Origin of the sequence: Paraburkholderia sp. FT54, assembly GCF_031585635.1 — a bacterium.
GTDB lineage: Bacteria > Pseudomonadota > Gammaproteobacteria > Burkholderiales > Burkholderiaceae > Paraburkholderia.
Window position 1 is genome coordinate 3,318,913 of sequence record NZ_CP134195.1, and the last position, 13,825, is coordinate 3,332,737.

A 13,825-nucleotide genomic window follows, 5' to 3' on the forward strand; every position below is an offset into this window, starting at 1 on the left:
GTGGCGCAGCGACGTATACCTTCTCTCATCCGCGCGAACGTCCCGTTTCGCCAACTTCAGATGAAAAGCAGGCCGGTGGACGTTTGTGCTGGCCGGCAGCCCATTCTCGATGCTCACATCGACTGGGCATACCGGAGCGATATCTGATGAAACAGTTAGCGGAGCAGTCCGGCGTGCGCCGGGAAGAGGCCCCGCCTCAAACTGCGTTGCCAGCCGACGCCAGCTCGGCGCGAGACTCCCAGTGGCGGAGTTCCTCTACCGGGTTTGCAATCAATGGCAAGTTTGCATCTCAACGCATAACAGGCGTGCAACGTGTCGGTTATGAACTGGCGATGGCGTTCCAACGCCTGTTTTCTGAAGAAGCCGACCTGCCGTTGTTGATTCCCGCGAACGCGCGAACTGACGTTGCCTTGCCGAAAGCAAAAATGATCGGCCGGTGGTTAAAGGGTTCTCTGTGGGAGCAACTGGCGCTGCCATTCGCGATTGGCGGCCGAACGCTTCTCAGTCTTTGCAATATGGGCCCTTTGTTCGTTCGTCGGCAAGTCGTGATGATGCATGACGTTGCGATCTACGACCTGCCGCAAAATTACTCGTGGAAGTACAGACTCTGGTACCGCGTTGCGTTCTCGCTGCTCAAGCGCAACGCCAGTCACATCGTTACGGTGTCGGAATTCTCAAAGACACGAATCATGGCGCGCCTTGGCATCGACGCGTCGCGCATTTCGGTGGTCCTGAATGGTGTGGACCACTTTGAAAAGATCGCACCGGACGCGGCGATTCTGTCACGGTTGAATCTGCAGAACGATGGCTACGTACTCACTGTCGGAAATCTCTCGGTGGGAAAGAACCTTCCACGCATACTTGCCGCCATGGAGCGTCTGAGCGACCGTCACGACTGGAAGTTTGTTGTCGTTGGCGGATGCGATTTGCGAGTCTTCAATCCACAAGCGAAGGTAGGTTTCGACCTGTCGAAAAACATCATCCCGGCGGGATTCGTATCGGATGGCGAATTGAGAGCGCTGTATGAAAATGCAGCCTGCTTTCTGTTTCCCTCGCTATATGAGGGCTTCGGATTGCCGCCGCTTGAAGCGATGTCTTGTGGATGTCCTGTCATCGTGTCACGTGAAGCTTCGCTTCCGGAGGTATGCGGCGATGCTGCGCTGTACTGTGACGCGCATTCGGTCGAAGACATCGTCGACAAGGTGACGCAGATGATGGAGGACGCCGCGGTGCGCGAAACCTGGCGCGCACGCGGAAGGGACCATGCTCGTGGGTTCCGGTGGGAGCGGTCTGCACATCAATTGCTCGAGGTTCTGGAGCGTGAACTCGCGGGCGAAGCGGCTCGGTCGGTTCAGACCACAGCATCGCGCGTTTAGGTGGATCGCGGCAGGGCGCAGTTGGCCTGTATGCGAGATTCTATGAGCCTGCCGCGCAGGCGCGCATAGCCGGTACTGCGCATATCGAACGACTTTCCTCCGCGAATCTTGCTGCGATAAAACCCACCGCGCCTTTTTGCCATCCTGTCGAAGGAGATTCGCAGCATGAATACGCCCCGCTCCACGATCGCCCTTGCCGCCACGCTACGCGATCACTTCGCTCGTGTCGTCCTGCCGGTCTGGCGCGGGCCGGGTTTCAATACGGCAATGCATCTGCCCTACGAGGCCGTCAGCGCTGACGCGGGCCACCTTCCGATGCCAGTCGAACGCTATCGCGCGATGGCGTGCGCGCGGCAGTTGTTCGTCTTCTCGCAAGCCGGCGAAGCAGCCCATGCCCATGTGCTGTTCGAGGCTCTGCTGCACTACTTCCAGGACAAGCAGCACGGCGGCTGGTTCTACAGCGTTGACGCACAAGGTACGCCACTCGATACGACGAAGGATCTCTACACGCACGCGTTCCTGGTCTTCGCGTGTGCTGAATATGCCGCACGTTTCGGCAATCGCGACGCACTCGACCTCGTCCATAGCACGTCGGCGCTGATCGAAGCGCGTTTCGCCGCGCAACATGGACTGTTCAACGCAGCGCTCGACGCGGATTTCTCGACGGTAACCGGCACGCCAGTGCAAAACCCGTTGATGCATCTCACCGAAGCCTGGCTCGCCGCGCGCGAGGCGACTCAGGACAGCGCATTCGATTCCGCATTGCGTAAGCTGGCCGACGCCATCGAACGCACCTTCGTGCATGCGCCGACAGGCTGCATCGCGGAGCTGCCGTTGGGTGTCGACGACAACCGTCTGGAGCCCGGCCATCAGTTCGAATGGTTCTGGCTGGTCAGGCGCGCGGGCGCGCTGCTGAACGGATCGGGGCTCGACGACGCGCTCTCGCGCGCGTTTGGGTTTGCTCAGCAACACGGCGTGGATCCGCTCACGGGCGGTGTGTGCGCTTCGCTCGACGAAGCGGGCCAGGTAAAGGACGCCACTCAGCGGATCTGGGCGCAAAGCGAATATCTGCGCGCACTCGCCACGCGCGACGATGACGTGGCCCGCGCGATGTTGCCCGGGCAAATCGAGCGCTTCAGCCAGCGGTTTCTGCACGCGCAAGGCTGGTTCGAATGCAAGACGGCGGCGGGCGATGTATCGCGCGCCGACATGCCGTCGACTACGCCCTATCATCTCGCCACCGCCTACGCGGCGCTACCCGCTGAAGCTCGCGTTGCCAGCATCATTGCTGCGGCTTGATTGCAGTCTGAAAGGATCAAGGCCCGCTCGGCGAGTACGTAGCCATCGTTCTGCCAATTCAACGGCGACAGAATTGCCGTGTCCGGTGTGATCTTTTTCAAAGTGCTCCACACCACCGTGACGGTGTGACTGGCGTTGCGCTTGAGCAGCGAAATCGCAACGCGGTGCCAAAGTCTGTACTCTGCCCGGCACAATGTGCCCACAGAGTGAAAGTCTTCCACGTGCCGCTCACGGAACCGCCAGATCAGGCGCTCACACCACTCGGCTTTTCAGAGCGTCGTTTCGCTCGCCAGGGTAGCAGCGAAATTCGCGCGAGAATGTTTCCGCGACGTGCGGAATGCAGATCATGCTGTAGTGCCTGTTGAAGTTCCGGCCGGCGGACCGTCGCGGTCCCCAATTTCGCAACCACGATGCCCGCTGCAACATTGGAAAGCACGACCGCTTCGTCCAGCGGAACGCCGGCACCCAGCGCGGCGCTTAGTGTGGCGACGACGGTGTCCCCAGCCCCCGTCACATCGAACACCTCACGCGCACGGGTCGGCAAATGCAACGGGGCGTGGCCGCGAGCAATCAAGGTCATGCCCTTCTCACTGCGGGTGACGAGCACCGCATCGAGTTCAAGTTCGTCACAAAGGGCTGCGCCCTTTCGTTCGATGGTCGCGTCACTCTCGCACCGCCCGACGACAGCTTCGAACTCGGAAAGGTTGGGCGTAATGACAGTGGCCCCGCGATAGCGCTCGAAATCCGTTCCTTTCGGATCGACGATGACGGGTTTCCCCGCACGCCGAGCGGCGGCGATCAGGTTTTTTGAATCGTGCAGTGACCCTTTTGCGTAATCGGACAAGACCACGACATCAACTTCGCTCAACTGCCGCTCAAAGGTGAATATCAATTCGTCACCATTCCGCGCCGGGAAATGGTCTTCAAAGTCCGCTCTGATCATCTGCTGATGACGAGAGAGAATGCGCAGCTTCGTGATCGTCTTGCTGCCCGCGACGCGTTGGAGAAAACAGTCGACACCGCCTTCGCGCAGCAACTCCTCGATCCGGTCGGCGTGCGCGTCCTGCCCGGCCAGGCCGATGAGACGAACACGGGCTCCCAGCGCCGCCGCGTTCAGCGCAACGTTTCCCGCCCCGCCGACACGCGATTCTTCAGCTTGTACATGGACGACGGGAACGGGCGCCTCCGGCGAGATTCGGGAGGTCGAGCCGTGCCAGTACCAATCGAGCATCACGTCGCCTACGATCATTAATTGAGCGCAATCGAAATCAGGAGGCGAAAGCTTCACCGGCGGGTTTCTTGTCATGGCAGCCTAGATTGATCGAATGAACTTCACTCAAGACGTCGGTGACCGACGCGACGCTTATTTTTTCCATCACGTACGTTGCGTTTCTGGGATATTCAAATCCGAGGTTCAGAAACATTCCGCCTTCTCGCCTGGACACCGCGACGACTCCGCGCTCTTTGTTGACAGGGCCCCACCGAAACGGATTCGTCGGGCCATGCAAGCTGATCATTGGGGTATCCAGCATTGCGGACAAATGCATGATTCCGGTATTCACACAAACAATGCACTCTGCCTGCCTGACTATTTCGACCACCTCGGTTAAGCTCACCTTGGCTGCTACGCTTATGACGTTCCTGTTGCCGATAAGCTCGACCAATTGTTGAGCCCGCGCGGCGTCTTCTGGACCGCCCGTTATGACAATGGTGTACCCGCTATCAATCAATATACGTGCTAGATCGCGCCAGTACTCCACCGGCCATTCGCGCATGGCGAAATTTGTTCCGGAGGCCCACGGGTGAAAAACAACATATTTGTCGTCAATGACGAACGGCGAACGGGAAGGACGAATAGCCTTGGTTATTTTCGGATATTCCACCGACTCAATGCCTAGAGGGCGCAATAGTGTTCGGAAATTATCCAGCTCATGAACGCCATCGCGATGCTCAACGCTGGCGTCATAAGCATAATGGCGGAACTGATTCCTGGTCTTGAAGCCAATTGTAAATTTCGACCTGGCAAAAGCCGCCAATATGGCCGAAATTCTCGGCCACTGCGAAGTATCGATCAAGACGTCAACGTCGTATTTCTTTATTTCCCTGAGGGCATTCAACGGGCTGGTCAAAGGGACTACCACAATTTCGTCGAGACCTTCGAACAAATCGTAGATGCGCGCGTTGCTTCTTGATGCAAATACCACCACTCTGGAAATCTTTTTTATTTTCCTCAACTCGGAAATAATTATCGACGACAAGATCGAGTCGCCGATTGCAGCGAAAGCAAAAATGCCTGCCGTCGTGCATTCAGCCGGCAGGCGCCGCTTTTTGCGAAGCGCCCCCAACATGTACAGGAATATGCCGCCGACAATAAGGTCGACGCGCTTGAGAAGGTTCTGTCCGCGCTCATTTTTCATTTCAGGTCCAGCAACATCGAGTTGAACGTCGAGCCAGAAGCCGAGCGGTTACACACCTTCCCCGGCCCGGGTGCGATAGGCGTGACGACCGCGCGCCTATCACCGCGGGTCTTCACGTTGTCGTACTGTTGGAGCAGTGTCGCCAATTCAGCCTCGATCGTCTGCTGGATGATCTGACAGGCGCCGCGCTGGATCAGGTCATCCAGGCTGCCCAAGGTTGCCGCTGTAGCGTTGTTCGCTGATCCCGCGCTTATGCATTGACGGTGGCTTCCTCTGAGCTGGTTGTGACCTCGCCAGGCACCGTTCCCGGTTTGCCGCCGCTGCCATCCGAACGCAATGCTTCAGTCCAGACGACGGATCCGACGATAGCTTCGAGGAGTCACACTCCGGAGCAGAAGATCTCAACAATCGGCGGCGTCGAGCGCCGAAAGTCTGCAATGGCCAATGATGCAACTGCATGATCCGTGCTGAACCGTACGGTGTCTGTGCGGCGCCGAACGTTCGAATGTCTGGGTGAATGCAGGCGCCCGTGACAGAAAAGGTTTTGCCGCAGAACGACTCGCGCAGCAAAGTCTGCCGATATCCGAAGTACTTCTTATTTCCAATTCGTAGATTTGTTCTGCGGCGGACACCGGGGCTGCGCGAGTGTACTTATCTGTCTTCGCGCTTGTGCGGATCATTGCGACACCGCTCCATCAGGATTCGGGCGAGGCGACACGACTTGAATCCGGCATCGATCGGGGGCCCACTGAATCATATTGCCATTACAGCAATTTTTGAAGGCTTTTCGTAATCTATATCGGACGGAGCTTCATAGCACCTGTTAGTGCAACTGTAACCAGTCCTACCACACCACTGTTTGCCAAACAAACAGTGGGCCCCGTCTGTTGGGAGTTCGCCTATCTATACCGCATCAGCGCAGCGCAACGTGCGCTAAACCACAGACTCCGATGTGACAAAGGAGCTATTCATATCACACTTGCTCAAAAGTCGCGTCGAGTGGACGCCGCTGTGACTAATCGGCGAGTGGCGGACCAGGCAACGACATTAAGTCCGAGTCGTCGATTCGCCGATTTGTCGAACCAATGTGAACCCGTGTATCAATTGCGGCCCAACGCGTACCCGGGGCAGGTGTCCAGTAATCGACGCAGCGAAACATGTCGCTCCATCGAGAAGTTTGCTACCCCGAATCTTGGAGACGGCGCTCTTGAACACGCATATTTTCAATTTCGGATCGTCTCGCGCATGTAGGGAAGAGAGAAGCTTTTCGTTGCGCGACATGCTTGATCTGTTGCGAGACCGGATCTGGAGACACCGTTGGTATTTATGGCCATTGCGAGGTTCGCGGCCTCTGCTTTATTTCTTGCGGCGCCTATCCGGCCAATCTGTCAGAGCTTCTGACAATGCATGACTTCAAGCAAGTAGTTGAGCAGCTGAGGGAGCAGTTCGATCTCGTACCAGTCGACACTCCGCCTTTCCCAATGGTGACCGACTACGCGATCGTCGCCCCCACGCGGGGGCGCCCGTGCCGTGGGGCTTTGCTCTGGCATGCCAGGCGACGACGAGATCTCCGAAATCGTCAGGAAGTTGCGGCGCGCGGGAGGGCGACTTTTGGGATCGGTCTCCAACGCCATGCCGAAGCGGGACCAGTAATTGGCGAAGCTATGTGCAGTCCGTGCACCCGATCCACGTGACGGACAGAGTGTCACGCTACAGAACAATCTTCAGTTGAGATCCACAGCAAGGGACTTCACGCCACTTGCTCGTTGAAACACCTGGCGAGTTCGCCGGAAAGCGGGGCCTTGAAGCCGGGCAGCTTTGAGATCCAAATATGTGTCGCAGCGAGAACCATTGGTTCTCGATCATGTTGGGGTGAACTATTCATGAGCCGATCTACGCCGCAAATTGGAATCGAGGTAAACGAGAACCGCATTCCCTTCAATACGCCCGCCATGACGGGTAACGAACTGAAGTACATCGCCGAATCTCACTTCAGTAGAAAGCTCGCTGGCGACGGCTCCTTCACGGGACGTTGCAACAACTGGCTGCAGGAAAGAAGCGGTGCCTGCAAGGCATTGCTGACTCACTCCTGCACAGCCGCGCTTGAAATGGCGGTTCTGTTGCTGGACATCCAACCCGGCGACGAAATCATCATGCCGTCGTACACGTTCGTTTCGACGGCGAACGCGTTCGTCCTGCGCGGGGGCGTGCCCGTCTTTGTCGATGTGCGTGAAGACACCATGAATCTCGACGAACGATTGATCGAAGCAGCGATCACCCCACGAACTCGCGCGATCGTGCCCGTGCATTACGCCGGCGTGGCATGCGAAATGGACACGATCGTTTCCATCGCCCAACGCCACGGACTCAAAGTCGTCGAAGACGCCGCGCAGGGCGTGATGGCAACCTACAGGGGTCGCGGCCTTGGCTCCATTGGCCACCTCGGAGCGTACAGTTTTCACGAAACAAAAAATATCATTTCGGGCGAGGGTGGCGCCCTGCTGGTGAACGATCCCGCCCTCACGAAGCGCGCGGAAATAATCCGCGAGAAAGGCACCGATCGCAGCCGCTATCTTCGCGGGGAAGTCGACAAATACACCTGGCAGGAAGTCGGCTCCTCATTCTTACCGAGCGAGCTGATCGCTGCTTATCTTTGGGCCCAACTGGAAGGTGCTGAAAAAATTACGCAGACACGCCTCGCGCACTGGGAGCGATATCATGCGCTTCTCGAGCCGTTCGAGCGCAAAGGCGTGCTTCGTCGTCCGATCATACCGAAAGAGTGCCAGCACAACGGGCATATGTACTATGTGCTGGTTGAAGATGAGTACGTGCGCCAGCGCATACTCGATGAACATAAAAGGCAGGAAATAGGCTCGGTATTTCACTATGTCCCGCTTCATTCATCTCCTGGCGGGCAACGGTACGGCAAAGTTGGGAGTCCATTGGACGTGACGATCAACCAGTCAAAACGCCTGATTCGCCTTCCGCTTTGGGCCGGCTTGACCGAAGCGCAACAGACGCGCGTGGTCGACATTTTTGGCGCGCTTCTAAAATAGGGCTGACCGACTCTGCACAGACATGCGCGAATCGCATCCGGGCGTTGACGAGAGGTCTTCGGCAGCGATCCGGACGTCGTTCATTTCCCGTGAGCGAGCACGCCGCCACCCGGTCCTTCAGTCAATGATCGGCGACTGACAGTGAGAAGCCCGCTCTAAGGCCTTTGAACACACTCGATCTGGCCGCCGGCGAAAACTTTACGCATTTGACCGTCAACGTCACGATCGCGTAAGCAATCGCAATTGCACGATGTGCAGGTGCAAGATGTTTGCGGCTGAAATAAACGCGATTGCGCGCCGTATAGAACAGGCTGAATGGACTTTCATTGCCGCCGGTTGACACCGCTACCTTGTGAGCGACGCATGATGTCGGCACGTACAGCAGGCCGATATTGGCACTTTTCATTCGCCAGACGAAGTCACTGTCGTCGTAATAGACGAAGTAGTTTTCATCCATCATTCCGATCGTCTGGAAGATGCTTTTGTGCAGCAACATAAAGCAGGTCGGCGCGTATTCTGTAAACATTTCTTCGTCGAACTGTCCGCGATCTTCCTTCCGATCGCCCACGTGCGGCGTGGTGGCCGTAAGTGGCGAGAACCGCCCTCCCGCACACCATATGCGATTCGTACCGTGATAGGTGATCTTGGGCACGGCGGCCAACGCGCCTGCTTCCTCAGTGTGCCGTACCAGTCCCGCGATCACGTCGGGATCCGGAAAATCGGTATCGTTATTGGCTAGCAGAACATATTCGCATCCGTCTGCAAGCGCCATCTCTATACCCTGATTGTTGCCGCGGGCAACGCCGACATTGTCGTTATTGAACACGATGTCGGCATGGATATCATGGAAAGCCGCGAGCTCGCGCGACATCGCACTTCCCGTGTCCTTCTCGCTGTTATCGATCACGTACAGCTTGAAGTTCGTATCGCGCTGGGCGGCGAGACTCTTGAAAAAATCGGGAAGCACGGAATCGGAGCGATACAGCACGGTGACAATCCCGATCAGCGGCGAACCATATCTCGTTGACATATCGCGTCCTTCAAATGAGTTGCGCAGGCGGCCGTCGCGACGCCTCCGTCATGCGTGAGAGGCGTCGCCGATCTGTCATGCGGCGCGTTCAGCGCCTTTGTACAGACCCTTTTCCCGCATCTCGGCGATGCTTTTCTCGTAGGTATCGGCCATCACCTGCTGCTGATCGACCCACTGGGCAAATCGTGTGATGCCTTCGCTAAACGAGACCTTGGGTTCGAATCCGAGCATGTCTCTTGCCTTGGCCAAATCGGCATAGACATGGCGGACATCGCCCAAGCGGAATGCACCCGTTACGGTGACGCTGACATCGCTGGCATACACATCGCACAGTGTCCTGGCGACTTCCATGACCGAAGTGCGCACGCCCGAGCCGATGCCGAAAACGTTATCGGCCGCCTTGGCGTTCGTAAGCGCTGCATAGGTTGCATCGACCACGTCATCGATATAGACGAAGTCGCGGCTTTCCAGGCCATCCTCGAAAATATTGATCGGATTGCCGTTCTTGATACGCGTCGAAAAGATCGAGAGAATGCCCGTGTAAGGGTTGGATAGCGACTGCCCCGGGCCGTAAACATTCTGATAGCGCAATGCCGACGCATTGATGCCGATAGAACGGCAGGTCGTCATCACCATCTGTTCCTGAGTCTGCTTGGTAATGCCATAAAGCGATGTCGGATGGATTTTCGATTCTTCGTCAGTGGGCACGCATTCCATCGCTTCGCCGCTTATCGGGCAGAGGTGCTCGAACTGGCCTTCGAGCATGTCTTTTTCCTTCCGTGGACCGGGATACAGAATGCCGGCGGCCGCGGAACGATACTTGCCTTCGCCGTAAATCGCGCGCGACGAAGCGACGACCATGTTGCGCACGGAATTGCGGCTGTTCTTCACCAGTATGTCGAGAATCAGCGCTGTGCCATGCACGTTCACGTCGACATAGCGGTCGACCTCATACATGGATTGGCCCGTACCCGTCTCGGCCGCGAGATGAACGATCGCGTCCTGCCCCTGCATCACACGCTCGAGCACGGCCCGATCGGTCACCGACCCCTTCACGAAATGCACGCTTTCAGGCAACGATGCGAAGATCGCAGACGTGACACTGGGATTCTCTCCATGAATCTGTGGCGAGAGGTTATCGAGGACCGTGACTTCCGCATTGTTGGCGCAGAGCTTGCGCGCCAGACTCGAGCCGATAAAGCCGGCGCCACCTGTAATCAGCACTTTCATTGTTTCTCCCTCTCCCAACATCTGGTTTCGAAGTTGTAGCGCTTGATGATTTGCGCCGGATTGCCTGCGACCACGCAATAGTCGGGAACGTCGCGGGTTACCACCGAATGCGCACCGACCACGACGTGGCGGCCGATTTTCACGTTGGGCAGAACGACTGCGCTAAATCCAATAAACGCGCCCTGTCCAATCACCACGCAATTGCCTCGTGTGCGAATACGCTCGCCAATGCGGGTGGTGTCGTTGACGTCCTCATACGGATGCTCGACATCGACAATGGCAACGTTCCCGGTAATGGTCGCGCCGTCGCCGATCTCGATCGAAGAGCCGCATATGATGTGAACGTTCTGCTCGATATTGACCCCGCTTCCGATCGTGAGCCGCGGCGGCGTGGCCGCGTCGGTCACGACAAGCTCGATGCGCGCGCCCGTCCGAATCAGCACACGCTCGCCGATCGACGCGTAATGCGCGTTGACGAGCAGCATGGGACGATAGATCGTCGTTTTCGCGCCGACCGACTTGAACACATGCGCGTACCACAGGCGCGTCTTGAGTCGGTACCAGACGAAAAACGCGCGATTACACAGATCGAGGAGCCTCACTCTCCTGGTGGCAGGCCGCTCGTTCTCCTGCACGGCGGTACTCATGCGTGAATCCGCTGTCGCCCGGCCACTTGCTTGAGCCGCGTGTAGACAAGGCGCGACATACGTGGCCACCGGCGCGTCGAGTATAAAAGCAGCTGTTTCACGCCGATTCTTGCCGCGCGCCAACTCGACTCGATGCAGTCCTCGAAGCTATCCTCGCGTCCATGCTCCAGATAAAAGATAGCCGAGGTCAGATAGAACTTTGCGCGCCCCTGGTTGACTGCATCGCTCGCCATGCCGAGATCGGCCGCGATCTGGCAGGTCTGGATCATGTCGCTCATGTATTCCCTATGACGCTCGGGATTGTTAATTCGCGTCGAGGTCATACCGGTCCGGTTAACGCGGTATAAGCCCCACTCTTCGTCCAGGTAGCAGCCTTGCGAACCAAACAACACCTGTAACAGGTGGGCGACATCGCAGACTGATTTCAGACCTACGTCAACGGGACTGCGGTGACGCAGGTGAGCCCGATACATTTCCGAGCTGTGGAAGAAGTACGGTCCGTTCTTGATGAGGTATTCAGCGTCGAACGTCGCGGGCTTTCTTTGGGGCAGCGGGTACGGCACGGGCTCCAGCGTATCCTGATCCACCGTGCGCATGCGATGGACGACGAGCCCGCATTCAGGATGCTCTCTCAAGAAGTCGAGTTGGCGCTGCAGCTTGCCGGGAGACATGACATCGTCGCCGTCGATGTTCGCAATGAATTCGCCTTTTGCGATCGCGACGGTATCGGCGAAGTTCGCCGCGAAGCCGACGTTGGCATCGTGCGAAACGACCTGGATCACGTCCGGATACCGCGATCGAAACGACTCGATAACGTCCAGGGAATTGTCGGGCGAATTATCATCGCCCACAATTACCTCGAACGGTACATCGAGCTTCTGGTCAAGTATGCTTTGGAGGCACGGACCGACATACTCGCCTTGCCGGTAGCAAAGCACGATGACCGACAATACGGGCGCGGCATGCTCGTGAACCGGAGGGGGAAGGTTAGTATCCATGCTGTTTTTTCTCAGTTGAGGACCAGCCGCCCGGCCAGGTGGCGAGCCTTGCGTTGAATGATTGGCGAGACCGCGATAGTCGATGCAGCCATGGCGAGCCACGCTCCTGATAGAACAAAAAACAGACCAAAGCGCGAACAACTTGTCAGGTCCGCGCGAGTCAGCAATAGTCCGACCGGTGCGAGTGCAGCGATACGCGCAGCAAGGCCGCGATACCAGATTGCATTGATACCCGCGATAAACTTGCGATGTACGATCGCCACCCAACCAAACAGCAGCAGAAAGTTCATTCCGAGCCAGGCATAAGCGGCGCCCACGGCACCGAAGTGCATGCCACCGAGCAGGACGGCGGGGGCATAGAGGATCAGAAAGCCGATCGTGCCTTTCAGATGCAAAGACAGATCGCCTTTCGCGTACTGGACGATGAACGCCAGCGAAGCGATCGCAGAAAATGCATTTCCTGCTGCATAGCATTGCATCGTGCGTACTGCGTCTGGACTTAGCGGTGCGCTTGTTGACCAGAATCGAAGCACGGCCTCGGGCGCACAGATGAACACTGCCGCGACCGGAATCACCGCCAATGACGTCAGTTCGGTGGCCAGTGCATACATCTGGCGAATTCGTTCCCCGCCACCGAAGCTCTCGGTAGTCAGCCGTGGAATGAACGCCTGTTGAATCGGATTGGCCAGCAACATGATTCCGCTCGCCAATAGAGTCGCCAGGCTGAACACCGCAAAATCCGCCAGCGGCAAAATCTTCGAAAGGACGATCTTGTCGATCTGCGTAGTGCAAGCCCAGATCACGGTCGCCAATGCGATCGACAGCGACAGCTTCGCGCGCGACGACAGTACCTTCCATGAAAAACGCGTCGACACAAACGGTATGTCGATCGTACGGCCGAGCAGCGTCCTCATCGCGACGGCTTCTACGACAATCGCCAAAAGTTGCCAGATAAAGAAGAACTCAATGCGCGGCCAGATCATGATGATCGGCACAACGAGCACAGTGCGTATTACGGCAAATGTGATGACAATACCGTTGAGTGCAACCTGTCGATCAATGCCGACCACCCCGCCTCGGTATAGAGCACCAAGCCACCGCGCGATGGCAGTCAGCATCATCAGCACAAATGCCGTGCGAATCACACCCGGAGGCAGAGTGGACGCGTTCAGCCATCGTTCGGCGAAATAAGGCGCCACGAAGATCGACAAGATGAACAGCATGGCGCTTATGCCGAGAATCAGCTTTTCCAATGATTCCAGCAGCAGCCCGACTTCAGCTTTCGAACCGGTACCTGCTCGCAGGCTGCCGAGCTCGCGACACAACGTCGGCGAAAGCCCGAAGTCGAGAACGAGTACCCATGCAAGAACCACCGCGTTGATGGCAATCAGCCCATACGCTTCGACCCCGAGATGACGCACATATATCGGGACCATCACGATGCCGAGCAACGCGGTCACCATCTGGCCAACGAAATTTGCGAGCAGGGTTCGTCTCAACATCGCGGTCTGCCAGTAAATCAGGTAAGGACGGAAGGTACCGCCGGAATCGCCGCGAATACTGCATTGACATCGTTAATATCAATTCATCGCGAACGTGTCTTGGGGTGAGCGCTTGATCTGCCAAACGACCGAAAAATGCCGCCTCCATTCCGGCCGGCCGATGACGGAATGACAATTCGCGCCGAGCGGATGCATATCGACGCTACGGTAAGATCACCGCTTGTGAGACTTGATGTATTGCCAAAGTGCCTGACGCGGTTTGCGGGCGTG

The 13,825-nt window shown here is 57.3% G+C and carries 11 protein-coding genes; 3 read left to right on the forward strand and 8 right to left on the reverse strand.

Annotated elements, in window-relative coordinates; translation table 11 throughout:
- Positions 1 to 146: 146 nt before the first annotated feature.
- Positions 147 to 1,376, forward strand: a complete 1,230-nt coding sequence (locus RI103_RS15395) for a glycosyltransferase family 1 protein (RefSeq protein ID WP_310812799.1) — start codon at positions 147 to 149, stop codon at positions 1,374 to 1,376.
- A gap of 165 nt (positions 1,377 to 1,541) precedes the next feature.
- On the forward strand, positions 1,542 to 2,675 hold the full coding sequence (locus tag RI103_RS15400) for an AGE family epimerase/isomerase (RefSeq protein WP_310812800.1): 1,134 nt from the start codon (positions 1,542 to 1,544) through the stop codon (positions 2,673 to 2,675).
- Between the two features lie 244 nt (positions 2,676 to 2,919).
- Here the strand turns inward: RI103_RS15400 and rfaE1 are convergent, their stop codons facing one another.
- Genes rfaE1 through RI103_RS15415 form a run of 3 tightly spaced genes read right to left on the reverse strand, consistent with a single transcriptional unit; the run spans position 2,920 to position 5,307 of the window.
- Positions 2,920 to 3,981 (reverse strand): D-glycero-beta-D-manno-heptose-7-phosphate kinase, encoded by a 1,062-nt coding sequence (gene rfaE1, locus RI103_RS15405; RefSeq protein WP_310812801.1) that lies wholly within the window; start codon positions 3,979 to 3,981, stop codon positions 2,920 to 2,922.
- A complete protein-coding gene (locus RI103_RS15410) occupies positions 3,944 to 5,092 on the reverse strand; it encodes a glycosyltransferase family 9 protein (protein ID WP_310812802.1) in 1,149 nt (382 codons plus the stop codon). Before RI103_RS15410 ends, rfaE1 begins: the two co-directional genes overlap by 38 nt.
- Complete coding sequence (locus tag RI103_RS15415) at positions 5,089 to 5,307, reverse strand: hypothetical protein (protein ID WP_310812803.1); 219 nt, start codon at positions 5,305 to 5,307, stop codon at positions 5,089 to 5,091. Before RI103_RS15415 ends, RI103_RS15410 begins: the two co-directional genes overlap by 4 nt.
- Before the next feature lie 1,668 nt (positions 5,308 to 6,975).
- On the opposite strand from RI103_RS15415, the gene rffA reads away from it, so the two are divergent.
- On the forward strand, positions 6,976 to 8,148 hold the full coding sequence (gene rffA, locus RI103_RS15420) for a dTDP-4-amino-4,6-dideoxygalactose transaminase (protein ID WP_310812804.1): 1,173 nt from the start codon (positions 6,976 to 6,978) through the stop codon (positions 8,146 to 8,148).
- Positions 8,149 to 8,269: 121 nt separating this feature from the next.
- On the opposite strand, the gene RI103_RS15425 is transcribed toward rffA, so the two are convergent.
- The 5 genes from RI103_RS15425 to RI103_RS15445 form a co-directional block, all read right to left on the reverse strand.
- Positions 8,270 to 9,136, reverse strand: a complete 867-nt coding sequence (locus RI103_RS15425) for a glycosyltransferase family 2 protein (RefSeq protein WP_310812805.1) — start codon at positions 9,134 to 9,136, stop codon at positions 8,270 to 8,272.
- Between the two features lie 117 nt (positions 9,137 to 9,253).
- Positions 9,254 to 10,408: an NAD-dependent epimerase/dehydratase family protein gene (locus tag RI103_RS15430; RefSeq protein WP_310812806.1), complete on the reverse strand. Its 1,155-nt coding sequence runs from the start codon at positions 10,406 to 10,408 to the stop codon at positions 9,254 to 9,256.
- Entirely contained in the window at positions 10,405 to 11,055 is a 651-nt protein-coding gene (locus tag RI103_RS15435; RefSeq protein ID WP_310812807.1) for an acyltransferase, read from the reverse strand. The genes RI103_RS15430 and RI103_RS15435 overlap by 4 nt, the downstream gene beginning before the upstream one ends.
- Positions 11,052 to 12,053 (reverse strand): glycosyltransferase family 2 protein, encoded by a 1,002-nt coding sequence (locus RI103_RS15440; protein ID WP_310812808.1) that lies wholly within the window; start codon positions 12,051 to 12,053, stop codon positions 11,052 to 11,054. The genes RI103_RS15435 and RI103_RS15440 overlap by 4 nt, the downstream gene beginning before the upstream one ends.
- Before the next feature lie 11 nt (positions 12,054 to 12,064).
- On the reverse strand, positions 12,065 to 13,555 hold the full coding sequence (locus tag RI103_RS15445; RefSeq protein ID WP_310812809.1) for an oligosaccharide flippase family protein: 1,491 nt from the start codon (positions 13,553 to 13,555) through the stop codon (positions 12,065 to 12,067).
- Positions 13,556 to 13,825: the final 270 nt, after the last annotated feature.

What these genes read in the sequence shown, in the direction of transcription:
- RI103_RS15395 (WP_310812799.1), top strand. Translation starts at nt 147, where the DNA reads ATGAAACAGTTAGCGGAGCAGTCCGGCGTGCGCCGGGAAGAGGCCCCG.
- rffA (WP_310812804.1), top strand. Translation starts at nt 6,976, where the DNA reads ATGAGCCGATCTACGCCGCAAATTGGAATCGAGGTAAACGAGAACCGC.
- RI103_RS15430 (WP_310812806.1), bottom strand. Translation starts at nt 10,408, where the DNA reads ATGAAAGTGCTGATTACAGGTGGCGCCGGCTTTATCGGCTCGAGTCTG.
- rfaE1 (WP_310812801.1), bottom strand. Translation starts at nt 3,981, where the DNA reads ATGACAAGAAACCCGCCGGTGAAGCTTTCGCCTCCTGATTTCGATTGC.
- RI103_RS15410 (WP_310812802.1), bottom strand. Translation starts at nt 5,092, where the DNA reads ATGAAAAATGAGCGCGGACAGAACCTTCTCAAGCGCGTCGACCTTATT.
- RI103_RS15400 (WP_310812800.1), top strand. Translation starts at nt 1,542, where the DNA reads ATGAATACGCCCCGCTCCACGATCGCCCTTGCCGCCACGCTACGCGAT.
- RI103_RS15440 (WP_310812808.1), bottom strand. Translation starts at nt 12,053, where the DNA reads ATGGATACTAACCTTCCCCCTCCGGTTCACGAGCATGCCGCGCCCGTA.
- RI103_RS15435 (WP_310812807.1), bottom strand. Translation starts at nt 11,055, where the DNA reads ATGAGTACCGCCGTGCAGGAGAACGAGCGGCCTGCCACCAGGAGAGTG.
- RI103_RS15445 (WP_310812809.1), bottom strand. Translation starts at nt 13,555, where the DNA reads ATGTTGAGACGAACCCTGCTCGCAAATTTCGTTGGCCAGATGGTGACC.